The organism is Rhizobium sp. AP16 (genome assembly GCF_000281735.1).
GTDB lineage: Bacteria > Pseudomonadota > Alphaproteobacteria > Rhizobiales > Rhizobiaceae > Rhizobium > Rhizobium rhizogenes.
In genome coordinates this window covers 359,352-381,145 of record NZ_AJVM01000001.1, presented here as the reverse complement: position 1 = coordinate 381,145, position 21,794 = coordinate 359,352, and the positions used below count along the sequence as shown (strand labels likewise).

General features: G+C 58.8%; 22 protein-coding genes. 15 read left to right on the top strand and 7 right to left on the bottom strand.

The features are described from left to right. The first annotated feature begins 286 nt into the window (after positions 1–286). The gene (locus PMI03_RS01755; protein WP_007689232.1) at positions 287–508 is read left to right on the top strand and encodes a hypothetical protein; all 222 of its coding nucleotides are present in this window, start codon (positions 287–289) and stop codon (positions 506–508) included. Between the two features lie 98 nt (positions 509–606). Further along, a complete protein-coding gene (locus tag PMI03_RS01750) occupies positions 607–1,185 on the top strand; it encodes a flavodoxin (protein ID WP_007689231.1) in 579 nt (192 codons plus the stop codon). 37 nt (positions 1,186–1,222) lie between these two features. On the opposite strand, the gene PMI03_RS01745 is transcribed toward PMI03_RS01750, so the two are convergent. The 5 genes from PMI03_RS01745 to PMI03_RS01725 form a co-directional block, all read right to left on the bottom strand. Continuing rightward, complete coding sequence (locus tag PMI03_RS01745; RefSeq protein WP_007689230.1) at positions 1,223–2,866, bottom strand: Na+/H+ antiporter; 1,644 nt, start codon at positions 2,864–2,866, stop codon at positions 1,223–1,225. A gap of 204 nt (positions 2,867–3,070) precedes the next feature. Further along, entirely contained in the window at positions 3,071–3,685 is a 615-nt protein-coding gene (locus tag PMI03_RS01740) for an FMN-dependent NADH-azoreductase (RefSeq protein WP_007689229.1), read from the bottom strand. A 98-nt stretch (positions 3,686–3,783) separates the two neighbouring features. Then, positions 3,784–4,206, bottom strand: a complete 423-nt coding sequence (locus tag PMI03_RS01735) for a DoxX family protein (RefSeq protein WP_007689228.1) — start codon at positions 4,204–4,206, stop codon at positions 3,784–3,786. Between the two features lie 30 nt (positions 4,207–4,236). After that, the gene (locus PMI03_RS01730; protein ID WP_007689227.1) at positions 4,237–4,611 is read right to left on the bottom strand and encodes a glutathione S-transferase N-terminal domain-containing protein; all 375 of its coding nucleotides are present in this window, start codon (positions 4,609–4,611) and stop codon (positions 4,237–4,239) included. Further along, on the bottom strand, positions 4,608–5,459 hold the full coding sequence (locus PMI03_RS01725; RefSeq protein ID WP_007689226.1) for a class III extradiol ring-cleavage dioxygenase: 852 nt from the start codon (positions 5,457–5,459) through the stop codon (positions 4,608–4,610). Before PMI03_RS01725 ends, PMI03_RS01730 begins: the two co-directional genes overlap by 4 nt. 135 nt (positions 5,460–5,594) lie before the next feature. Between PMI03_RS01725 and PMI03_RS01720 the strand changes: the two genes are divergently transcribed. Further along, the gene (locus PMI03_RS01720; protein WP_007689225.1) at positions 5,595–6,509 is read left to right on the top strand and encodes a LysR family transcriptional regulator; all 915 of its coding nucleotides are present in this window, start codon (positions 5,595–5,597) and stop codon (positions 6,507–6,509) included. 77 nt (positions 6,510–6,586) lie between these two features. Here PMI03_RS01720 and PMI03_RS01715 read toward each other — a convergent pair whose 3' ends face one another. Further along, positions 6,587–7,195, bottom strand: coding sequence for a LysE/ArgO family amino acid transporter (locus PMI03_RS01715; RefSeq protein WP_007689224.1), 609 nt, complete (start codon positions 7,193–7,195; stop codon positions 6,587–6,589). A gap of 98 nt (positions 7,196–7,293) precedes the next feature. Between PMI03_RS01715 and PMI03_RS01710 the strand changes: the two genes are divergently transcribed. The 10 genes from PMI03_RS01710 (at position 7,294) to PMI03_RS01660 (ending at position 18,290) form a co-directional block, all read left to right on the top strand. Then, complete coding sequence (locus PMI03_RS01710; RefSeq protein ID WP_007689223.1) at positions 7,294–8,196, top strand: LysR family transcriptional regulator ArgP; 903 nt, start codon at positions 7,294–7,296, stop codon at positions 8,194–8,196. 332 nt (positions 8,197–8,528) lie between these two features. After that, on the top strand, positions 8,529–8,879 hold the full coding sequence (locus tag PMI03_RS01700) for a helix-turn-helix domain-containing protein (protein ID WP_007689221.1): 351 nt from the start codon (positions 8,529–8,531) through the stop codon (positions 8,877–8,879). Between the two features lie 181 nt (positions 8,880–9,060). Continuing rightward, positions 9,061–9,729 (top strand): hypothetical protein, encoded by a 669-nt coding sequence (locus PMI03_RS01695; protein WP_007689219.1) that lies wholly within the window; start codon positions 9,061–9,063, stop codon positions 9,727–9,729. Between the two features lie 356 nt (positions 9,730–10,085). After that, complete coding sequence (locus PMI03_RS01690) at positions 10,086–10,664, top strand: hypothetical protein (RefSeq protein WP_007689218.1); 579 nt, start codon at positions 10,086–10,088, stop codon at positions 10,662–10,664. Positions 10,665–10,753: 89 nt separating this feature from the next. Continuing rightward, on the top strand, positions 10,754–11,392 hold the full coding sequence (locus tag PMI03_RS01685; protein ID WP_007689216.1) for a hypothetical protein: 639 nt from the start codon (positions 10,754–10,756) through the stop codon (positions 11,390–11,392). A 676-nt stretch (positions 11,393–12,068) separates the two neighbouring features. Continuing rightward, on the top strand, positions 12,069–13,616 hold the full coding sequence (locus PMI03_RS01680) for an ABC transporter substrate-binding protein (protein ID WP_007689214.1): 1,548 nt from the start codon (positions 12,069–12,071) through the stop codon (positions 13,614–13,616). Between the two features lie 10 nt (positions 13,617–13,626). Further along, positions 13,627–14,580, top strand: a complete 954-nt coding sequence (locus PMI03_RS01675) for an ABC transporter permease (RefSeq protein ID WP_007689213.1) — start codon at positions 13,627–13,629, stop codon at positions 14,578–14,580. Continuing rightward, positions 14,577–16,502, top strand: a complete 1,926-nt coding sequence (locus tag PMI03_RS01670; RefSeq protein ID WP_007689211.1) for a dipeptide/oligopeptide/nickel ABC transporter permease/ATP-binding protein — start codon at positions 14,577–14,579, stop codon at positions 16,500–16,502. The genes PMI03_RS01675 and PMI03_RS01670 overlap by 4 nt, the downstream gene beginning before the upstream one ends. Then, positions 16,499–17,467 (top strand): ABC transporter ATP-binding protein, encoded by a 969-nt coding sequence (locus PMI03_RS01665; RefSeq protein WP_007689205.1) that lies wholly within the window; start codon positions 16,499–16,501, stop codon positions 17,465–17,467. Before PMI03_RS01670 ends, PMI03_RS01665 begins: the two co-directional genes overlap by 4 nt. Before the next feature lie 10 nt (positions 17,468–17,477). Next, complete coding sequence (locus tag PMI03_RS01660; protein WP_007689204.1) at positions 17,478–18,290, top strand: creatininase family protein; 813 nt, start codon at positions 17,478–17,480, stop codon at positions 18,288–18,290. Between the two features lie 98 nt (positions 18,291–18,388). Here PMI03_RS01660 and PMI03_RS01655 read toward each other — a convergent pair whose 3' ends face one another. Then, a complete protein-coding gene (locus PMI03_RS01655; protein WP_007689202.1) occupies positions 18,389–19,306 on the bottom strand; it encodes a LysR family transcriptional regulator in 918 nt (305 codons plus the stop codon). 141 nt (positions 19,307–19,447) lie between these two features. Here PMI03_RS01655 and PMI03_RS01650 point away from each other — a divergent pair, with 141 nt between their 5' ends. Together PMI03_RS01650 and PMI03_RS01645 are read left to right on the top strand one after the other, a co-directional pair. Then, positions 19,448–20,380 (top strand): glyoxylate/hydroxypyruvate reductase A, encoded by a 933-nt coding sequence (locus PMI03_RS01650; protein ID WP_007689201.1) that lies wholly within the window; start codon positions 19,448–19,450, stop codon positions 20,378–20,380. Between the two features lie 360 nt (positions 20,381–20,740). After that, positions 20,741–21,790, top strand: coding sequence for an ABC transporter substrate-binding protein (locus tag PMI03_RS01645; RefSeq protein WP_007689199.1), 1,050 nt, complete (start codon positions 20,741–20,743; stop codon positions 21,788–21,790). Positions 21,791–21,794: the final 4 nt, after the last annotated feature.

Below are 21,794 nucleotides of genomic sequence, written 5' to 3'. Positions count from 1 at the left end.
CTTTATGGCAATTAACGCGCGCTCCGATGCTGCGACGCAGCAAGAGCCCCGCGCCGTGACGACAAGGGCCAAAGCGGAGCAGAGCTCCTGAAAAACGTGAGGCTTGGCACTGCGTTGGCCCGGGCATTGTCAAGATGAGCCTGTCTTCGTGCCTTGGCCGAGCCGCATCGTGCTCCGCGACATGCGTCTACATCTTCGGCACAAAGCTGCGACATGCTTGGCCTATCTTCCGGTTCGAAATTCACTGCGCGTTCGGCAATGTCGAAACCAACAGGAGGATAAGAAATTGGCCATCGAGCTATCGCAGATCGCAATATTGCGCAAAGTGCTGGAAGACTTCTGCTCCCACCACGATCTGAGGCTTTCCGACCAACCCGCGATCATCGCCGCGCGGGAACTCATGAGATTTGCGGACGAAGGTGAAAGCGATCCCGCGAATCTCGCCCTGCTCCTCAACGAGACGATGCCCTCACATCTTCATCGCGAGCCACAATCCGCAAGGGCATGAGCAGGTGTTCAACGACGTTCGATCGATGCGGCTCATGTTCAAAAAATATTGAGATGAGCCGGCCGCTCGCAACGAGCCTCTGAAAAGGAAGTAAGGGCATGCAGCTTTCTCGCCGTACTATGCTCACCTCGATGGCCGCTATGGCGATCGTTCCAAGCTGGAGCTTCGCAGCGGAACCCCGCAGGATATTGCTCGCCTATTATTCCTACACGGGGAACACCAGATCGGTTGCGGAAAAGCTCCGGGCGCATGTTGGCGCGCAGCTTTTCGAGATCAGAATGGCAGACCCCTACCCCTCCGACATCCGCAAGGCGGCGGAGCGATCGAGATACGAGCTTGAAACCGGCACGCTTCCCGCATTGCTCGGCGATCCCCCTGACGTATCGGATTATGATCTGATCTTCGTCGGAGGCCCGGTGTGGTGGAATACCGTTGCAACACCCATCATGAGTTTTCTCGAGCGGACGGACTTCCGCGGCCGGAGCGTCGGCCTCTTCGCCACCTATGCACTCACCCCTTCACACTATGAGAGCAACTTTGCGGCTCAGGCGCACAACGCATTCTTTCTGCCCGGCCTGATGATCAACGAGTTCGATCTTGCCAACGGACGGGCTGGCGATGCGATAGATTCCTGGGGTATCCGAACCGGGTCAACGGGCAGAGCAAACACGTTGTAAGCGGCATAGGCGACGGTGAGTGCCCGGCCGAAAGCAACTACGTGCTGGATACCAAACGTGCCTCGAGCAGGTCTATTTCGCGAACCAGTGTCTTGGCTGTCGCCTCGGGAAGTTTTCGCGCGCGGGCCATCCCAAAAATCGCATCGCGTTCGGCACGAAGCCCCGATAGCCGAAGGGCGCGTTCGATATCCTCCATACGCTGCACTTGCTCGGCCTCATCGCCCGTCTTGGAGCGCCCGTCGATGCGTTCGCGATAAAATTCCATGAGCCTTGCCCCGACTTCCGAGTAAAAATCGGCATCGCTCCGCCCTTCGCCCATTCGGTGCTGGGCCGTCTGGATCGCCTTGATGGCCGCCTCTGCCGCTGCGATCCGTGCCGCGTCCTCCTCCTGCCGATGTGTCGGCTCGGGGGGCAGATCGAGATTCTTCAGCAGAAAGGGAAGAAAGACGCTCGCCAGGACCAGCGAGGTGATGATAACGCCTGCGGCAAGGAAGATCGCAAGCTCGCGCGCCGGAAAGGCGCTGCCGTCGTCCAGTGCCAAAGGCAGCGTCAGGATACCAGCAAGGGTAATCGCGCCGCGAACGCCGGCAAGCGATGTCGCAACCACGAGCCTCCAGCTCGGTGTCCTTATGGTCTCCCCTCGCCTCGCCGCGCGAAAAAGCGTGAAGCGAAGGGAAATCCAGACCCAGCTCAGCCGCATGATCACAAGCGCCGCCGTGATGGCCGCGACGTAGATGACCAGCCAGATCGGATGACCGTGACCGGTCTCGCGCACGACTTTCGCCGCGCTGGAAGCGATGTTTGGAAACTGCTGTCCAAGAAGCACGAAGACCATGCCGTTCATCGCGAACTGGACCGTATCCCAGACGGTTTGTGTTCTGACCCGTGTAATGGCGAGCGCCCGACCGCGACGTTCGACAAAGCTCATGGTGATCCCGGCGGCGACAGCAGCTAGAATGCCCGAACAATGAAAATGCTCAGCGGCGAGATAGGCACAGAACGGGATCAGCAGGCTGATCAGGATATGGGAGCCGGTATCCTCTCCGAGTTTGCGCGAAACAAGGTCGCGCGTGCGCGTGACGGCCCATGTCAGACCGACACCAATGGCGATCCCGCCCAACGCCAGCCACAGAAATGTCGTGACTGCCTCGCCGACGGAGAAGGCTCCCGTCACCGCGGCGGCCACGGCGAAACGCATGCAGACAAGGCCCGATGCGTCATTGAGGAGGGATTCACCTTCCAGGATGTGCATCAATCGCTTCGGGATCGGAACGCGCGCCGATATCGCCGAAACGGCAATGGGATCGGTGGGCGACAGGATTGCCGCCAGCGCGAAAGCGACGGGCAGCGGCACAGATGGGATCATCCAGTGAATGAAGATGCCGACCCCGAGAACGGTGAAAAGCACAAGGCCGAGCGCCAGTTCGAGAATGATGCCCTTGTCGTGCAGCAGTCCCTCCTTCGGGATGCGCCAGCCATCCAGAAACAGCAAGGGAGGCAGGAAGAGCAGGAAGAAGATCGATGGATCCAGCTCGACCGCCCGGCCCGTCACGACGGCGACCAGCATCCCCAGTCCGATCTGGATCAGCGGCAAAGGCACCGCAATCGGCAGAATCCGGGTCACCGTCCCGCTGACCACCACCATGGCCAAAAGCGCCAGCGCGATCGTTATTCCTTGCATCACATGTCCTTATCGTGGGTCGTCGGCGGGTTCGATCAGAATACCGGATAGAATCAATTCCGGTGCATAATTGAGAACATATCCGTCGAAAATTGAAGTCTGTCCCTTGTTCGGCGAGAGAGGAATGCAAATAGGCTGCCCGGTTGGGGCAGCCTATTTGCGTGGGAATTTTCGTGCTTGACGATGATTGCCGGGCTCGGATGCCTAGGCAGAGATTGACGAAATCTCGCCGCGAGCCTGGGAAATAGCCGCATCTCTGGCTTCAGGGCCGAATGCCAGGCCTTCTGCCCGAACGATGGTCACATCATGCAGGCCGAGAAAGGCAAAAACGCCCTTGAGGTAGCTTTCATGATGTTCAAATGCGGCATAAGGCGAGCCCGGCGCATAGGCACTGCCGCGTGTGGAAGCAATGAAGATCTTCTTCGACGGAGAGACCAGGGCCCGAACCTCGCCGGTATCGTTGTACGTGAATGTGCGACCCGCGACGACGATACGGTCGATCCAAACCTTCAATTGCGAAGAGACCGAAAAATTATACATCGGGGCTCCGATGACAATGATATCGGCACCGAGCAGCTCGGTCAGATATTCGTCGCCTTTGGCAATGTCTCCACGCAGGCCCTGTTCTTCTATCGGTGCACCGTGCCGGGCAGCGATGTGACCGCCCGAAAGGTGGCTTGCAACATCCAAGGCCAGATCGCGATAGATGACATCGATCGAAGGGTGCAGTGCCTTCTGGCGGGCGACGATCTCGGCCGAGAGAATGCGGCTGACGGAGTTATCACCGAGAACACTGGAATCAATGTGTAGCAGTTTCATCGAGGCGTCCTTTAAAGGCTCCCATCGGGGAGTGTGTCTGATCGGTTTGACGGGGGACTATTTCTTTCCCCGGGCTAGGGGAGCGCATTGATTGAAGGTCACGCGCCTTTGGCGAGCGACACCTCTTTCGTGGACGGGCGCCAGACATTATCGAGCGCCCAGCTGCCCGCACCGGCAAAGGCGAGATAAAGGAAGATGAAGCAGAACATGATGGCGGGCTCGCCCATATTGAGCGCCGGCCAGAAGCTCTGTGGTGCATGGGCCATCCAATAGGCGGCGGCCATTTCGCCTGCGGCGACGAAGGCTGCAATGCGGGTGTAGTATCCGACCGTCATCAACAATCCGGTCACGATCTCGATTGCGCCGGCGACCAGCATGATGGCGGGCAGCGGATAGGGCACGCCCGGGATCGCCGCCGGGAACTGAAAGAATTTCATCGTCGCATGTTCAAGGAACAGCAGCGCGGTCACAATCCGCAAGATGGCGAGGATATGGGGCGTCCATTTGGCCGTGTTGGGCATGGTATTTCTCCTAGATGGCTGTTCGGGTGATCAGGCGGCGGCAGCTTTAAGCTCGAGATTCTCTTTCCAGAGCTTCAGCATTGGCTTGAGCGCGCCTTCAACATAGTTGTTAAGCACCGGCATGCTGGCGGGCTCTCGGCCCGACCTAGCGGCCAGAAACGCGATGATGTCGTCGGACTCGGCGATATAGCGACCGGGTTCGAGCTGGGCTGAAGGGAAACTCACCTTCTCGAGGCGAGTGTCGAGTTCGGCGCGAATCTCTTTCTCCTGCTTCGATCCCGGCTCGAATTCACGGATCTCCACATCGTCCATCATGCCGGCTTCGAGCAGGAACAGCTTCACCTTCAGGCAGAAGGGGCAGTTGTTCTTAAAGTAGACAATCGGCCTCGACGTCGTGTCGCTCATTGGGTTTCTCCTTTGGATAGAGGCGCTCCGGGCGCATTGCCGAAGCGGAAGCTGGATGCGGTGAGGCCGCCCGCGAAGTCAGTCTGGTGATAGGTCACGGCGCCGGGTTCGTCCCGGGCGGCACCCACCGCCACCATCAGCGGGATGAGATGATCTTCCTGTGGATGCGCGGCACGGGCGAAGGGAGCTTTCTCCCATTCCAGCAGCCGCTCGGCACGCTCATGCGGCAAGGAGTGAACCAGCGTCTGCTGGAGCCAGGCGTCGAATTGGCGGGAGGGCTCATGGCCGCTGCTGCCCCGCATTTCCCGCAGGTTGTGATAGCTGAGGCCGCTGCCGATGATCAGCACGCCCTCGTCACGCAGCGGCGCCAGAGCGCGCCCGGCCTCAAGATGCAGCGCTGGATCGTAGCTGGCATCCAGTGAGAGCTGAACGACCGGAATATTCTCATCCGGATAGAGCGGCTTCATGATGCTGAACGTGCCGTGGTCAAAGCCGCGGGCCGGATCAAGTCCGGCATCGAAGCCGCGTGCCTGCAGAAGATCCTGCACGCGCTTTGCAAGCGCGGGCGAACCGGGCGCGTCATATTTGATCTGATAGAGGTACTCCGGGAAACCGTGATAGTCGTAGACCATACCCGGTCTGGCACCGGATGAGATGGTGAAGCCCGGCTCCTCCCAATGACCCGAGACCACGAGGATCGCCTTGGGTGCGTTGTCGAGCTCCGCCCGCATCTCGATCAGCGATTGCTCGAGCCTATCGAAATTACGGCGGAAGTCGTCGGTGATATACGGCCAGGGACCGCCGCCATGACTGACGAAATAGGTCGGAAGGCGGAGTTCGGTCGTCATAGTCTATCCTTGCGAAGCAGCGGGTGCAAAACCGATAGGAAGGTTTTTCCTTCTCGTCCGTCGAAACTGAGCCTTTCACACAAGTTGATCAATGTGCCTTACATTGAAGGAACATTTCCTATATGTTGATGATCGATGGATACGTTAACGAGCCTTCGGGTCTTCTGTACGGTGGCGGAGCTTAAGAGCTTCACGGCTGCGGCGGATCGTCTTGGTCTCTCGCCGGCGATGGCGAGCAAGCATGTGATGCACCTGGAAAGCCGCCTCGGAACCCGGCTGCTGAACCGAACCAGCCGCCATGTCAGTATCACCGAAACCGGCATGCTCTATTTCAATCAAGCCAGGCAAATGCTCGACGGGCTGGACGAAGTGGAAGCCGCCGTCAGCAACGTCACGGTCATGCCGCGCGGGATCTTGAAATTCAGCGCTCCCGTTTGGATTGCAAATACGCTCATAGCCCGCACAATTGCTGAGTATCATCAGCGCTATCCTGATGTGCGCTTCGACATGGATCTCAGCGGCCGGATCGTCAATCTCGTGGATGAAGGCTTCGATCTTGCCCTACGGGCGACGACACCCGAGCGGCTAGACCCCAGCCTTATCGCACGCCCATTGATGGAGGTCGGCTTTCATCTTGTCGGGGCTCCCGCCTATCTGTCGCGCACCGGCCGTCCGGTCGCACTGACCGATCTCAATGGCCACTCGCTGCTGCTTTATAGCGGCATAAACGCGAACGGCAGTTTGACGTTCAAGGGGCCGCAGGGGCCGGAGACGGTGAACTTCCGCCCCGTCATGCAAAGTGAAAACGAGATCATGCTGCATCTGGCGGCGCTTGAGGGCATGGGGCTTGTCTTTCTGCCTGTATGGATGACGCAAACCGACATTGCCGAAGGCCGGCTGGAATTGGTCTTGCCCGATGCCGTCAAATTCAGCGCGACCCTCCACGCCGTTTATCCCAGCAGAAAGTACCTTTCCGCCAAGGTCCGCACCTTCATCGATTTCCTGGCTTCGCGCAAAAACCTCTGCTCATCGGCAGGCGAATCTAATTAGCCGGATAATGATAGGTAGAATTTACGACGGGCTGCTGGCGCCGCGCTGTCCTGTTACAGGCCCACCACAGAATGCGGTTACGTCTGTCTCAACAGATTCAGGGCAATCATCCACATTGTCAGCGTGATGACCGTTTCCAGAATCCGCCAGGATGCCGGCCTCGAAAAGATCGGCCGCAGCCAGATCGCGCCATAGCCGAGCGAGAAGAAGAACAGAAACGAGCCGGTTACAGCGCCCGCCGCGAAGGAGACCTCATATCCCGGAAAGCGCGTCGAGATCGTACCGAGCAGCATGACCGTATCGAGGTAGACATGCGGATTGAGCCAGGTGAGAGCAAGGCAGGTGAGGAGGGTCGCCCGAAAATTCGATGCACCCGCGTCCTGAACCCCCAGCGCTCCCGACGAGCGAAAAGCGGAATAGAGGCTTTTCGCTCCGTACCAGATCAGGAACGCTGCTCCTCCATAGCGCATGACCGGATCGAGCCAGGGCAGCAAGGCGGCGATCTGCCGGAAACTACTCACGCCCAGCGTGATCAGCACGGCATCCGACAATGCACAGGCGAAGCAGACGGCGAATATATGCTCATTGCGCAGCCCCTGGCGGAGCACGAAGGCGTTCTGTGCACCGATCGCGACGATGAGGCTTAGTCCCATCATCAGGCCCGTCCCAAAAACCGGAAAATTCATGCCTCGAACGCTCCCTGGATATCGTGAGTTGTCCGCTATCGCATGTCGCTTGTTTAGGGTAATTAATGCTGCTAATCCCAATTAAGAAAAACTAATCCATGCTCGACTATTCCGCTCTCCGCGCCGTTTCGACGGTCGTTCAAACAGGCAGCTTTGAGAAGGCCGCAGGCCTTCTCAATGTGACGCCCTCAGCCGTCTCGCAACGCGTGAAACAGCTCGAGGAGCGCCTCGGCATCGTTCTGATCGTACGGGGCAATCCCTGCATCGCGACCGAGAAGGGAGAATGGCTCTGCCGGCACATGGAAAATGTCGGCATGCTCGAAACCGAGCTATTCGGGCATCTACCCTCCCTTGTCGATCCGACAGAACCCGAACCGAGGGTGACGCTGCACATCGCGACCAATGCCGACAGTCTCGGAACATGGTTCCTGACGGCCATGTCGAACTTCGCCAACCGATCGCCATATCTGCTGAACATCGCGATCGATGACGAGGACCATACCGCCGAATGGCTGCGGCGGGGCCAGGTGGTCGCCGCGGTCACCAGTCTGGAAAAGCCGGTTTCGGGCTGCCGGCGCATGTCTCTCGGTGCGCTGCGCTATCATGCAACTGCAAGCCCGGATTTCATTGCCCGGCATTTCCCGCAGGGTGTCACGGCGCAGACTATTGGCAAAGCGCCCGCCCTGACCTTCAACCAAAAGGACAGGCTCCAGAGCCGGTGGATGCGTCAGGTGTTCGGGGAAGACCTCAGCCCACCGGCCCATTGGCTGCCGTCGACGCAAGGGTTCGTCGAAGCCAGCCTTTCCGGCATGGGATGGGGCATGAACCCGACGACCCTCGTGCGTGAGCACCTGGCGTCCGGCCGGCTGGTCGAGCTCATCCCGGAAACGCCATTGGACGTCCCCCTCTATTGGCAGATGAACCGCCTTGCCGCTGATCGGCTGGTTGACCTGACGCGCGAAGTCACGACGGTCGCCAAGCATCATCTGCTGGGTCTTTGATCAACGGGTCTTATGGCCCGTTTCCACTTGTGGCAGGTTCGCCTTGGCCGCGCGATCAAGTCGCATGAACCCAAACAGGACCATTTCGATTCGCGGTCGCGAAGACAGCGCAGTATTGCCGCTCGTCCCCGCCTCAAGGCGCATCTTCACACGACCCTCCTGTGTTGCAGCACGGATCAAAAATCGACAGTTTGACGTCGTCATAGCGGGCAGAGAAAGGGCTTGCGCCAGACTGTTTTCCCTCCACTAACCATAAGCATCATCTAATATTTGATATATCTAAAATTCCCTATGGCTGGGCTGTTCCAAACCCAACCATAGGAAGAATTTATATGGCTCACGACCCCGCTCGCGGCAGACGTATTCGACAGGCGATCTCTCAACGCAAGATCCGGAAAGTGCATGCCCTCGCCGCCGAGCTTAATGTGTCAGTCGCTGCCGTCTCACGCTGGCAGAATGGCGGTCATACCTCTTTGGAAAGCGTCTCCGCACTGGCCCGCGTGCTCGACGTCTCGCTCGACTGGCTCCTGCTCGGGCGCGGTACCATGGACTGGCACCGGGATAGCACGATCTCCGCCACCGAACTGCAATGGGTGCTCGCGCTGCGCAGCCGGCCCGCGACGATCCGATCCCGCCTCCTCGACCTGCTTGAAGCCATCCCTCCGGAACAGTCATTACGCTGAGCGTAATTCCAATGCGTTTATCAACCTCAAGTCAACAGCTTTAGGTTGATTAAGAAGGCAATACAAAAGATCTTCCTAATCAGGGTTTTGGTCACGGCGCCGGCACAGGAAAGCCAGATCAGCACAGCTTTCGCCGCGGCCGGAACCCTTGCTTCACTCTCAACGCAAAGGATTGTTGACCATGTCTACATTGCTGACCATCAACGTGAAGAACTACCAGAAACAGACGCAGAATTTCTATTTCTTCCAGGAGCCGGCTATCTATTCCGGCGGTGGGCCGGTCTATTCGAACAGCCTCTATTCACTGTCCCTCGGCAACTATGATGATACCGGCGCAATCCTGACCTTCCAGGTCAACATGCAATATTATGCCGGCATCCAGCAGACGCACTCGCTGCCGCAAGTCGGGGCCGCCTCCGGCTTTGCATCCGCCAGCCGTCCCATCGATCTTACTCCGAAGGCGAAAGGCAGTTCGCCGAACAACTGGACGGAAGCATCAGTCGCTCCGCTTGGTCTTTCCAGACCGAAACATCTGGAAGGTGTGCAGGCGGGCTCCTTCCGCATCGAAACGCCGATCGCCGACTCTCCGCCCTACTACAACATCGGCTCGGCGGTCTCCGTCAACGGCGGCATCGTACTCTCCAACTTCGTACACGCAAATCCGAGCAACTATACCGATTGCCAGCCGGTCCTCAAATATTACGTCCAGACCGGTTTGTATACGCCAGGCAACGTCATGAACTTCACGCAGTCGAGCAAGACAGCCGCTGGTTGCGACTTCACCGGCGGCTACACCATCTGCGACGTCGAACTCGAATCGAACGGCAAGTGGAGCGTTGAACTCGAATAAGCCTCGTGTGGCCATGCGGGTGAAGCGCCGCCCCAACACCCCTTCACCCGCATGAGCCACATGATGTCCGCCGCCCCCCACCAGGGCGGCGGACAGCCCGGACCCTCATCCTCTCGAGCAGCACCTCACCCCGACGCCGGGAACATCCTGCGCAAGACCATGGTGCGGGGCGCCGACGCGCCTTTCGCTTGAATGCCCGGAGGCGACCTCAACGCGCCTCCCCGAACACTCACAGACACGGCGGACGGCGCGAATTCGCTCACCGCCTAGCAGGTCCGGCGACATGCGTCGCCGGTCAGCGCTCCCCGTATGCCGCGGGGAACGTTCATCCCCCTATCGTGAAAAGGAGAACCGCTATGCAAATTACCAAACTACGCAGCCGCATCCTTGCTGCGACGCTTACCGGCCTTGTCGCCTTCGGCGCGACAAGTTCAGCGCACGCCTATTCCGTCTATCGTGGCGTCAACGCCAATGCCGCAACGGGAATTGTCGATTGGACTTTGGCAAGCTTCGGCGTCAGTGCGGGCCCTGCTCCGATTCCACCGAATCCCCCCCACCTCCCGACCCTGTCGTTCTTCCACTATGCCGATGACGCTGCAGCACGCGCCGGCCGGCCTGCTGCGCAGTGCTTCATCAAGGTGGACCTCGGCAATCTGATGGATCCAGCGCTCAATACCCAGGTTCCGGTCGGGAACGTCAATATCCCAATCAACGGGGTTGGTGGCTACAATCCAAGGGCGTTCCCCTGGAATATCACCTTCGACAATGATCCGGCCGATCACTGGAGTATTGCAAAGACACAGATCCAAAGTCCCATAACGACCAATGGGGAGGCAAGCAGAGTAGCGGCCGCAGCTTTCCAAAGCCTCGCCACCACAGCCGGCTCCAGTGTTACCGTCATCAATGGCAATCAGAACAATTGCCGCGCCCAATAGACTTAACCTAAGAAAACCCTAATACTTTCAGACGCAGTGACTTTCACCGCCGGCCCCTGGTCCGGCGGCTTTTCACGGGAGAATTCGACATGGCAGTGCTTCATCACGCTTTTCGTTGCGCCATCACGCCAGCCTTGAAGCGGGAGATTTCGGAACTGTTGGCGGCATGGGAGATCGGTGACCGGGAAAAGTTGTCGGCCATGGCCGTCGCCCGGTATGCGGCACTGGCTGGGCGCGAAGACATTCACGCAGCCTTTTATCTCGGCCCGGAAGGCGCCGCACAGTCCTGGCTGCAACCGCAATTCATCAGTCCCGGACTTGCCGCCTTGGTGGTGCTCGCCCAGAACTTCGCCCCCCTGCCCACATTGAGCGCCGGCAACGATACAAATCATCATCGGCTGGAAACGCATCTCCCGGCGCTTGGCTGGTCGCCCGAAGAAATCGACTCTCTCATCCATGGACAGCCGATTGAAACAATGCTGCATGACTATGCCAATTCTGCCGACCGGATGGAACCCGGTGGATTCCGCCACACGGGCGGCTGGACCCCTCCGGGCATGGCGCAAAAATTGGGCGTAAAACTCGACAGGCTAGCCCTCGAACCTCCCAAGGCATCAGACAAGGCAACATGGAGCTTGCTCAACGAAAGCAAGGCACTGGACGATGCGCGCGCGATGCTGGCCCCACTTCGCGATAACGACTGGCTGGTAACGGCGATTACACACTGAAGACGCCGCACAACGTTGGTCGCGGGTTGTGGAGACCATTTGCGAGATGGCGCCCTCCAATCTCGGCTTAACCAATGTCCCCATGCGAAGTCGGCTGAAACCGACCCATTGGAGCAAAGCCCGGGCGAAACCACTTCGCCTGGCTGATGTCGACATCGATCAAATCCTGTCCGCTCAATACCGCTTCATTGTCTTTTCTCCGTCTGTAGTCCTTCTGATTCAATTCTGTTTCTTTGCGCCGCTTGCGCGACGAGTGTTGCCGGCATGAGCCGGGCTATTCGCCCCGCATAATGAGGGTACGCATCCATGCAGTGGCGATGAAGGTGGATGAAACCGGATGGCCCCGCTCCTGCCAGAGAGCGTATGCCCAAGAGGAGTGACCGCCGCGGTTTCTGGACCAGCGGAGGCTAGAGTTTTCCAGCTTCATTCAAGAAGAAATTTGTTGGTTCCGGCAAACGACTGCCGACCTCTTTCGCTTGCCGGCCAAGCGCCGCTGGCTATGATTTACGCATATAAATCAATCGCCTAATTTTCAGGCATCCCCATCCACCCTTTGAATGGCAAAGAAATCTATATGCCATAAAAATATTTTCGATTGGACAGCGAACCTCAACGAAGCTGGACTGTCCGACACAGAACGAAGCCGCACTTTCCCTCCAACAATTTCGAGGCAACTGTGACACCTTCCGATTCCCTGAACTATAAAACGACGAGACGCAGGGTACTGGTCAGCCTGGGCGCAGGTATTGTCGCGCTTACATTGCCGCAGGGCACCCATGCCCAGACACCCGGCACTGTGTTGAAATTCGGCCTCTCCACCTTCCCGCCGACCATCAAGCCTTTCGACAACACGGGCGGCGCTGCCAATACCGTCAAACTGATGCTGTTTCGCGGACTGATGGGCTATGACGCGGCCGGCAAGCTGGTCACCGAGCTCGCCGAAAGCGTGACATGGAGCAATCCGACCACTGCCGTCTTCAAATTGCGCCAGAACGCCGTCTTCCATGACGGTAGTCCGGTAACCGCTACCGATGTGATCTATTCGCTGAACGAGATTACCAAGGAGGGCTCTACCGCCTATCTGAAGAGTGATCTGAAGATTATCGCGGCCGTGAACGCTTTGGATGACAAGACCGTGCAGGTCACGCTGAAGGCGCCAAGCGCCATCTTCCTTGATCTGATGGCCAGCTATTGCTGCCCGGTGATCTCGAAGAAGAGTACCGAAAGCGCGATGATCGGCGCCGGGCCGTTTACGATGAAAGGCAGCGAAAAAGGAGTTTATATCGAGCTGTCGCGTTTCAAGGGCTTCTATATGGCGGATCAGCCCGAGGTCGACGGCATCCGCTTCATTGCCTATGCCGATGAGAACCTTCGTTATGCAGCACTCGAGGCGGGCGACGTCGATCTGATCGAATATCTTCCCTGGACACAGTTCGATGCGGTCGAGGCTTCTAAAACGCTGAAGATGAAGACCACGCTGGGGCCGTTCATGTTCCTGCTGTTCAATGTCACCGACGGTCCTTTTGCCAATGCCAAGGTGCGCCAGGCGGTGGGCTATGCCATCGAACGACAGGATGTCGTTGATGCCGCGTTTGCCGGACGCGGTGTGCCGCTTTACGGCCTGCCGAACCCGCAGGGATCGCCATTCGATCTCGCCGATCCGGCGCATGAATGGAAATATGATGTCGAGAAAGCCAAGGCATTGTTGGCAGAGGCCGGATATCCGAACGGCTTTGAGTGCCGCCTGCTGGCAACCGCCACTTACGGAATGCATCAGGATACGGCATCCGTAGTTCAGGCCTATCTTGCCGCGATCGGCATCAATGCCACGCTGGACCTTCCCGATTGGGGCACACGCGTCACAGCGGGCAAGGAAGGCAAATACAACATTGCCGTTCACGGCACGTCGGGCAACTACAACGACCCCGATGCGCTCTGGTCGCTGTTGTACTCGGGCAACCCCTCCTATCTGCAATCCTTCGGCTTCAAGAGCGCCCGCATCGACGGGCTCTTGGAACAGGGCCGCAACGAAGTCGACCAAGCCAAGCGCAAGACGATCTATCAGCAGCTCGTGGTCGCCTATTACGAAGAGGTGCCGCAGGTTCCACTGAACTGGCGGATCCAGGCCTATGCCATGAAGCAATCGGTCGAAGGGTTCGAACAGCTGCCCGGGTTTCTCAGCGGTTCATCAGGCTACGCGCTCGACGAGACGAAACTCGCATAAGGAGTGCTGAATGCTGGCCTTCATCTCTCGTCGCATAGCAGCCGCTGCTGCCATGCTGCTGGTTATCGGCACAATCATTTTCTCGCTTTTGATCATTGTGCCGGGCGATCCGGCGGAACTGCTGCTATCGACAGGCGGCGGCTCGGCGACCCCGGAGGCCATTGCCAATCTCCGCTCCAATATGGGCTTGGATAAGCCCGTCATGGTCCAATACGCGACCTTTATCTACAATACCGCGCGGCTGGATTTCGGTACATCGATCGTGGACAACGGCTCGATTTCCTCTGCCATCGCCCTGCGCCTGCCACGTACACTGGAGATCATCGTTGTCGGCGCCATCCTGGCACTGATGCTGGCAATTCCGGCGGGCACAGCGGCGGGTTTGCGGGCTGGCGGCAAGTTCGATATTGCGACCTCGGCCGTGAATGCACTGCTTACCTCCGTGCCGGGTTTCGTCGTCGGCACCCTGTTCATCTATTTCTTTGCGCAGTTGCTGGGTTGGTTACCAGCCGGCGGCTATGTCGCGTTCCCAAGCGATCCTCTCCAACACCTGCAGATGCTGGTACTGCCTTCGCTGACCGTCGGCCTGCACCTGGCCACAATTGTCTTTCGCATGACGCGCGCAAGCGTTCTGGAAATGCGTGGTCATGACTGGGTCCGCACTGCCGTGGCAAAGGGCCTGCGCCGCAAACGGGTGGTCCGTCGTCACATTCTCTACAACGCGCTCGGACCGATCATCACCGTAGTCGGCCTACAGCTTGGTATTCTTCTCGGATCCACCGTCCTCGTCGAATTCGTCTACAACTGGCCAGGGCTCAGCGGCCTGCTCGTTTCGGCCGTCGAACAGCGGGATTATCCCACCGTTCGCGCCATCATCCTGACGGTCGCCGCCATCTTCATCGGCATCAATATGGTGATCGATATCCTATCCTCGCTGCTTGATCCGAGGATCCGCCTGCAATGATGTCAATCCCCCGTTTTCCCAAGCGCATGATCATGCCCAGCGTCCTTCTTGCTGTGTTGATCATCATCCCGTTCGCCGCCCCGCTGATCACCGCGGAAGATCCCATCAAGATCGGCGTACGCTACCGTCTTGCCGCTCCGGATCTCACACACTGGTTGGGACGTGACGAATTCGGCCGTGACCGGCTGGCCCGGGTGCTTTACGGCGGACAGGTCTCGTTGACCGTCGCCTTTGTCGCCACCACGATCGCCTGCATTGTCGGCACGCTTTTCGGCCTGATCGGTGCCTATTTCCGTGGTCCGTCGGAGTTCGTGACGACCCGGCTGGCCGACATTGTCCTATGCTTCCCGCCGATCCTGTTGGCACTGCTGGTCGTTACCCTGTTCGGCCCCGGTGCCGGCACCTTGGTGGCAGTGCTGTCCGTACTCTATTTTCCGACATTTGCGCGCATCGCCTTTTCCGAAGCGCTGCGCGTCACCTCGCTCGATTTTGTCGAGGCCTCGCGCGCGCTTGGCACGCCGTCATACCGTATCGTGCTTGGCACTATCCTGCCGAACATCGCCGGCCCCGTATCGGTCCAGTATTCGCTGACGGCTGCCGCGGCGATTACCATCGAAAGCGGCCTTTCATTCCTCGGCCTCGGCGTGGTGCCACCCGCACCGTCCTGGGGTCAGATGATCCGCGGTGCTCGCCAGTTCATGAACCAGGATCCAATCGGCATCATGATACCCTGCACTGCATTGGTGCTGACTATTTATGCGATCAACTTCTTCTGCGACCGCCTGCGCGATATGCTGGACCCGAAGGGGGCCGCCAGCAATTGCATGGATGAGGTCTCGGTGCCACTGGCCCTCGCAGACTCGCCGGCGATACGCGATCCCGATATTGTCGCCGTGATCAGCAATCTGCGGCTTGAGACCTCCCGGTTTGAAACGCCTGTTGCTGTGATCGAAGACGTCTCGCTGACCTTGCGCGCCAATCAATGTACGGCACTTGTCGGCGAAAGCGGCTCGGGGAAATCCCTATCTTCGCTTGCGCTGATGGGTCTCCTGCCCGGAGCCATCCGGCAGGCGTCGGGCACGCTGCAACTGCGCCGCAAAACCGGCGATGTGGTTAACCTGGGCTTTGTGGATGCCCGCACGCTCGAGGAGATCCGCGGCAATGACATTGCCATGATCTTTCAAGAGCCGATGACTTCGCTCAATCCGATCCACAAGATCAGCGACCAGATGGTCGAGGCCATTCTCTCGCACCGCCCGATGTCCAAAGCCGACGCCCGCAAGCATGCGATTGAACTGCTGAAGCGGGTGGGCATGACTGACGCTGAACGACGGATCGACAGCTACCCAGATCAGATGTCGGGCGGCATGCGCCAGCGTGTCATGATCGGCATGGCTCTGACCTGCGAGCCGCGCCTTCTGATTGCCGACGAGCCAACGACCGCGCTCGACGTAACGATTCAAGCCGAGATCATCGAGCTGCTACACAGCCTGCGGCAGGATCAGGGGAGCGGTCTCAGCCTGCTGTTCATCAGCCACAATCTCGGGATTGTCGCCGACATCGCGGACCGCGTAGCGGTCATGTATTCGGGCCAGATCGTCGAAGAAGGCCCTGCCGACCAGATCCTGTACGATCCGCATCATCCCTACACGCGCGCGCTGATTGAAAGCATGCCCTCTTCCCATGACGGGCTGCATTCCACTGGAGGTGACCGGCTTCCGGCGATTTCCGGCACACCGCCCCTGCCCTCCGCCCGCCCCTCGGGCTGTGCCTTCCGTGACCGCTGTCCGATCGCAATATCCGCATGCGCCGAAATCCGGCCAGCGCTCTATCCCAGCGCCGATAGCGAGCGCGCCGTGCGCTGTCTGCGCGCGCCGGAGGCGCCTGTCGGCCTGCAGAACCCCCAGACGGAGGCCGCATGAACCCCGCTCCACTTCTCGACGTTCAGAATCTCAAGAAGAGCTACCCTCTCGGGCGAGGCGGTCTCTTCTCCAAGCAGACGTTGAAGATTTTGCACGATGTCAGTTTCAGCGTTGCACCCGGAGAGGTGCTGGGCCTCGTCGGCGAAAGCGGCTCCGGCAAGAGCACGATCGGCCGTGCCATCCTGCGACTGATCGAATCCAAGAGCGATGTGATGCGCTTCAACGGACAGGATTTGAACACGGTCTCGCCTGCCCGGCTGCGCGATCTGCGCAAGGAGATGCAGATCATCTTCCAGGATCCCTATGCCAGCCTCGATCCGCGCAAAACCATCCGCTCGGTTCTATCGGAAGCACTCGATGCGCATGGACTGCACAAGGGACCTGCCCGCGTGCCGCGCTTGATCGAGCTCGTCAATCTCGTCGGACTGGATCCGAGCTTTCTCGACCGACGGCCGCACGAATTTTCCGGCGGGCAGCGCCAGCGCATCGGCATTGCGCGTGCGCTGGCCGTCGAGCCAAGCTTCATCGTCTGCGATGAAGCCGTGTCGGCGCTGGATGTATCCATTCAGGCACAGGTACTCAACCTGCTGGCCGATTTGCGCGCCAAGACCGGGGTTTCGCTGTTGTTCATCAGCCATGATCTCTCGGTGGTGCGCTACATCTCAGACCGGATCATGGTGCTTTATCTTGGTCGGGTCATGGAAGTTGGTCCCGCCGATCAGGTGCATTTCACGCCAAAGCATCCCTATACCGCGGCGCTGGTTTCGGCTGAGCCCAGCCTGCACCGCGAAAGCCGCCGCATCCGCCTGACCGGCGAGATCCCCTCGCCGCTCTCCCTGCCGTCCGGCTGCGTTTTTCGCAGCCGTTGTCCCTACGTCCAGTCCGCCTGCGCTGAAACCGTCCCGACGCTACAATCGGTCGGCGATCAGCATCAGTCGGCCTGCCTTCGACATGATATTCTTTAAGGATTCGAATATGCTGACCAACAAGATCAAGATCGCCGAACTGACCAGTGAAGAAGCCCGGCAATTCCTGAACGATGACGCCGTCATCTTGCTGCCGATGGGCTCCCTGGAGGATCAGGGCACCCATGCGCCGATGGGCGATTATCTTGCCGCCGAAGCGGTGGCGCTTGACATCGCCCGCGCCGCGCGGGCCGAAGGGGTACCGACTTTCATCGCCCCGGTCATCCCCTTTGGCGGAGCCGACTATTTCGGCTCGTCGCATGGTGGTATCGCCCTCAGCCAATCGACGCTCGCCGCCGTGCTCGACGACATGTTCGCCTGCCTTGCCCGCCACGGGTTGACCAAGGTTCTGGTGATCAATGGCCATGGCGGCAACGTCGGCGCCATCAACGATGTTTCACTGAAATGGCGCCAGACCAACGGCATGTTCGTGGCGTCGATGTATCTCTGGCAGATCAGCTATGAATTGCTGAAGGAAATCCTCGGTCCGGAAGCTGCGGCCAAATCCTCCGGTCATGGCGGTGATCCGCTAACCTCGGTCGGCTTGCATTACTATCCAGAACTTCTGCGCATGGATCTGGCGAAGGCGCCGCCGAAGGGCCAGAAAGCCATGGGCGTCGACGTGGCAGGCTTTGCGGCGTTAAAGTATGCCGGTGCCCGCTTGCAGGCGCCGATCGAGGCGATGGAAAGCGCGCCGAACGGCGTATGGGGCGGCGACCCCGTCTATTGCTCGGCTGAAACCGGGGCGGCGCTCACAGCGCGCCTGGTTCAGATCGGAGCCGGCTTCATCCGCGATCACGTCTCAAAGCGTTTTGCCGCCTGAGCCGTCATGGCCAAGAGTGCCGCGCCTGTCGGCGCCACACTCTTGGGTAGTATCGATATGGACGACGCAACGCGCAGCGATCTGTCTGGCGAATAAACTCAGGTCGCGCGAAAGCTGACATAACGCGGATGGGCGGCAGCCCATTCTTCGGCGGCCTGCCGAGCAAGCTGGAATATTTCTTCGGTCTGCGCCTTGCGCGCCCTGTTCTGGTGCACGCAGCGGATGTCCAATGGTGCCAGTTGGACCGTAGTGGGTATCTCGACCAGCATTCCGGTTACGATTTCCGGCTCAAGCGACACCAGAGGCATCGCCGACGCACCATAACCGGCCCTGACCATCTCGCAGATCGTGGCCAGTGAATTGCCGGTGTGCCGGGAATTTGGCCGTCGCTTCGTTTCTTCGATCAAGTCGGCGACGGGTCCGAACAGTGGCGATGTGTGCGGATAGAGTACCAGAGGCAGTTCGCGCAGTTCATCGGGCGTCAATGGCCGGGTGATCTCACCCACGACATCCGGGCGCGCCACCCACCCGACATGATAAAGGACGGAAAAACTGTCCGCCATCTGCGGTAGACCGGCTTCACCTGTTACGAAAGCCATATCCAGCGCACCGGATTTGACCATGGGTCGCAGATCGAGATTGGCGCCGGAATAGAAATCCACCAATGGCGGGTCGGGCAGATTGGCAATCTTGTGGCGCAGGGTGATTGCCCAGGTCTGTGTCACCATCGAAACGACGCCAATGGTATAACGTCTTTTTTGCTTCGACTTCAAACGGCTGGTCAGGGTCTCGCTGAGATTGAGAAACGTCTCGGCATATTCGGCGACCTCGTAACCTTGTTCTGTCAGGGTGAAATCGGCCTGCGAGCGATCTATCAAAGGAATACCTAAACTGTCCTCCAACCCCGAGATCCGTGCGGAAACAGCCGGTTGCGTCAAGCCGATATGATCGGCGACGCGCTGATAGCTTTTAAGACGAGTGAGCCAGTAAAAGGCTTCCAACTGTTTGAAATTCATAGTCGAAGCCTAGAGCAAAGCGATGGAAAATCTACATAAAAATTTTCTATGAGACTCACAGGAATTTTTGCTTTGACCTCCGCGCCAGTCCTGCTGTGAATGGAGCTACACTATGATGCATGAGCCAATTGAGGACGCTCCATGAACATTGCCGTTTCCCTGCCCGCCGAAGACAAGACCGAGTGGTGGTGCCAGATGCTCCGTGATTTGATGCCGGATTGGAACATCTATCCAATCAACAAGGTGCCTGATCCTGATGCTGTGACCTACTCGGTGGTCTGGCGCCCAGCGACCGGAGCCATGAAGCCGTTCAAAAACCTGAAGGCAATCGTGTCGCTGGGGGCGGGCATCGACCATGTGTTGGCGGATGAACAACTGCCACTGCACGTCCCGATCATCCGCACGGTCGGGACCGACCTGACGCAGCGGATGAAGGAATATGTAGCCATGCATGTTCTGCGCCACCACCGCGAACTGCCCGCCATTCAGGCAAACCAGGCGCACCAGGTCTGGGAGCAGATTGTAGTGCCTCCCGCCACGCAACGACGCGTCGGCGTGATGGGACTCGGCAATCTGGGTGCGATCGCCGCAGATCTCTTGAAGCAAATTGGCTTTGAGGTCAGCGGCTGGTCGCGATCTCAGAAGGACCTGCCGGGCATAAAATGCTTCTCCGGCGCCGAGGGCTTCGGAGCGTTTCTGGAGGGTACGGAGATCCTTGTCTGCCTATTGCCTTTGACAGAAAGTACCCGTGGCATTCTCAATGCCGACACCTTCAATCGACTGAAACGTGGCGCCAGTATCATCAACGCCGCGCGTGGTCCGCATCTGGTCGATAGCGATCTTCTGGAGGGCCTGAATTCCGGACAGATTAGCAGCGCCACACTCGACGTGTTCCATGTCGAGCCGCTGCCCAAATCGCATCCTTTCTGGACCAACCCGAAGATTACGGTCACGCCGCATGTCGCCTCGCTGATCGACGCGCCGACTGGCAGCAAGATCGTGGCGAAGAACATTCGGACCTTCCACGAGACCGGGACCGTCGCTGATCTTGCAGACGCGAAACGCGGCTACTAACCCGATAGATTTCACTTTGGAAAACTCTCTTCATCCTCCGGCGCCTTCGTGCGACCGGAGGATTTTTGTTTGCTATAATGATTAATTTTCAGGCTCTTAGCCGGAGAATTCGGCTATAAATTTAGCCAGATTTTGCGCAAAATTTTTCTGATGGCAACACTAAGAAAATTCGATTGGACTTTGTCGGTCCGAGATCGTTGCATCGCGGGGCAGTGGATCGTTTGAACCTCCCATCACCTTCTTCGCGACGGATCAGTCGGGCGCTGAAAGGTCTGGCCGATCCGTGCCTCACCGTGCTGCTTGCCATCCTGGCAGCCATTTCGACAACCGGGCCGCTTCACCCGACAGGAGAATTTGTTGATGAGTATCCGTCTTGTTCCTGCCATCATCTTTACTGCGCTGCTCTCTACCACCGCACACGCGCAATCCTCCGATGTCTCGGGCGAGATCACGCTCACCGCTTATTCCGGAATCTTTCAGGACAAGTACAACGAAGCGGTCATCAAACCCTTCCTGGCAAAGTACCCCAACGTGAAGGTGAACTATTTCCCTTCCCCTGCCTCGTCGGCGATGCTGGGCAACCTTCGCTCGCAGGCCGGCGATCCGCAGACGGACGTGGTGATTTTCGACGTCTCCACCTCGCTAATCGGCGACAAGGAAGGCTTGCTCGCGCCGCTGAGCAAGACTGATGTACCGAGCCTTGCTGATCTGGTGCCGCAGGCGATCGTCAAGGAAGGTTATGGCCCGGCGGTAACCTTCGACAACCTCGTCGTGATCTACAACACCGAAGCCTTTCCAACCGCACCGACCTCTCTCCAAGTTCTCTGGGACAAGACGTACGCCGGCAAGATGGCCGTGACTTCGATGCCCTCCATCCTCGGCTCGGGCCTGATGGTGATGACCTCGGCCATGCTGGGAGAAGACTATACCAAGTCCGTCAAGCAATCCGCCGCCAAGCTTGCCGAGATGGCACCGGGGGTCCAGACCTTCGACCCGAAACCTGACGCCTATACCCTGGTCATCAATGGCACCGACGTGCTGGGCACCGGCTGGAATGCGCGCGGCCAGTATTATGCCGATGAATCCAAGGGCAAACTGGGGGTCATGCTGCCAAAGGAAGGCACCATCCTGCAGATCAATACCATCAATCTCGTGCAGGGTTCCAAGAACCCGGTCGCTGCCAAGGCCTTCATCGACTATGCGCTGTCTCCCGAGGCCCAGGCCGCGTTCACGGAAGTGATGTTCTACGCACCGGTGAATGCCAAGGCCAAGGTCAGTGAAGCAGCCACGGCCCGCACTGTGGCAGGCAAGCTCGACAAGACACTGCCACTCGACTGGGGCTGGGCTGCGACAAAATCGGATGAGTGGAACCAGATCTGGAAGCGCCAGATCATCTCGGCCGGCAAGTAAACCA

Bases quoted from the DNA above. Each gene is read 5' to 3' on its own strand.
- PMI03_RS01750 (WP_007689231.1), top strand. From the start codon at position 607: ATGCAGCTTTCTCGCCGTACTATGCTCACCTCGATGGCCGCTATGGCG.
- PMI03_RS01745 (WP_007689230.1), bottom strand. From the start codon at position 2,866: ATGCAAGGAATAACGATCGCGCTGGCGCTTTTGGCCATGGTGGTGGTC.
- PMI03_RS01740 (WP_007689229.1), bottom strand. From the start codon at position 3,685: ATGAAACTGCTACACATTGATTCCAGTGTTCTCGGTGATAACTCCGTC.
- PMI03_RS01735 (WP_007689228.1), bottom strand. From the start codon at position 4,206: ATGCCCAACACGGCCAAATGGACGCCCCATATCCTCGCCATCTTGCGG.
- PMI03_RS01730 (WP_007689227.1), bottom strand. From the start codon at position 4,611: ATGAGCGACACGACGTCGAGGCCGATTGTCTACTTTAAGAACAACTGC.
- PMI03_RS01725 (WP_007689226.1), bottom strand. From the start codon at position 5,459: ATGACGACCGAACTCCGCCTTCCGACCTATTTCGTCAGTCATGGCGGC.
- PMI03_RS01720 (WP_007689225.1), top strand. From the start codon at position 5,595: ATGGATACGTTAACGAGCCTTCGGGTCTTCTGTACGGTGGCGGAGCTT.
- PMI03_RS01715 (WP_007689224.1), bottom strand. From the start codon at position 7,195: ATGAATTTTCCGGTTTTTGGGACGGGCCTGATGATGGGACTAAGCCTC.
- PMI03_RS01710 (WP_007689223.1), top strand. From the start codon at position 7,294: ATGCTCGACTATTCCGCTCTCCGCGCCGTTTCGACGGTCGTTCAAACA.
- PMI03_RS01700 (WP_007689221.1), top strand. From the start codon at position 8,529: ATGGCTCACGACCCCGCTCGCGGCAGACGTATTCGACAGGCGATCTCT.
- PMI03_RS01695 (WP_007689219.1), top strand. From the start codon at position 9,061: ATGTCTACATTGCTGACCATCAACGTGAAGAACTACCAGAAACAGACG.
- PMI03_RS01690 (WP_007689218.1), top strand. From the start codon at position 10,086: ATGCAAATTACCAAACTACGCAGCCGCATCCTTGCTGCGACGCTTACC.
- PMI03_RS01685 (WP_007689216.1), top strand. From the start codon at position 10,754: ATGGCAGTGCTTCATCACGCTTTTCGTTGCGCCATCACGCCAGCCTTG.
- PMI03_RS01675 (WP_007689213.1), top strand. From the start codon at position 13,627: ATGCTGGCCTTCATCTCTCGTCGCATAGCAGCCGCTGCTGCCATGCTG.
- PMI03_RS01670 (WP_007689211.1), top strand. From the start codon at position 14,577: ATGATGTCAATCCCCCGTTTTCCCAAGCGCATGATCATGCCCAGCGTC.
- PMI03_RS01665 (WP_007689205.1), top strand. From the start codon at position 16,499: ATGAACCCCGCTCCACTTCTCGACGTTCAGAATCTCAAGAAGAGCTAC.
- PMI03_RS01660 (WP_007689204.1), top strand. From the start codon at position 17,478: ATGCTGACCAACAAGATCAAGATCGCCGAACTGACCAGTGAAGAAGCC.
- PMI03_RS01655 (WP_007689202.1), bottom strand. From the start codon at position 19,306: ATGAATTTCAAACAGTTGGAAGCCTTTTACTGGCTCACTCGTCTTAAA.
- PMI03_RS01650 (WP_007689201.1), top strand. From the start codon at position 19,448: ATGAACATTGCCGTTTCCCTGCCCGCCGAAGACAAGACCGAGTGGTGG.
- PMI03_RS01645 (WP_007689199.1), top strand. From the start codon at position 20,741: ATGAGTATCCGTCTTGTTCCTGCCATCATCTTTACTGCGCTGCTCTCT.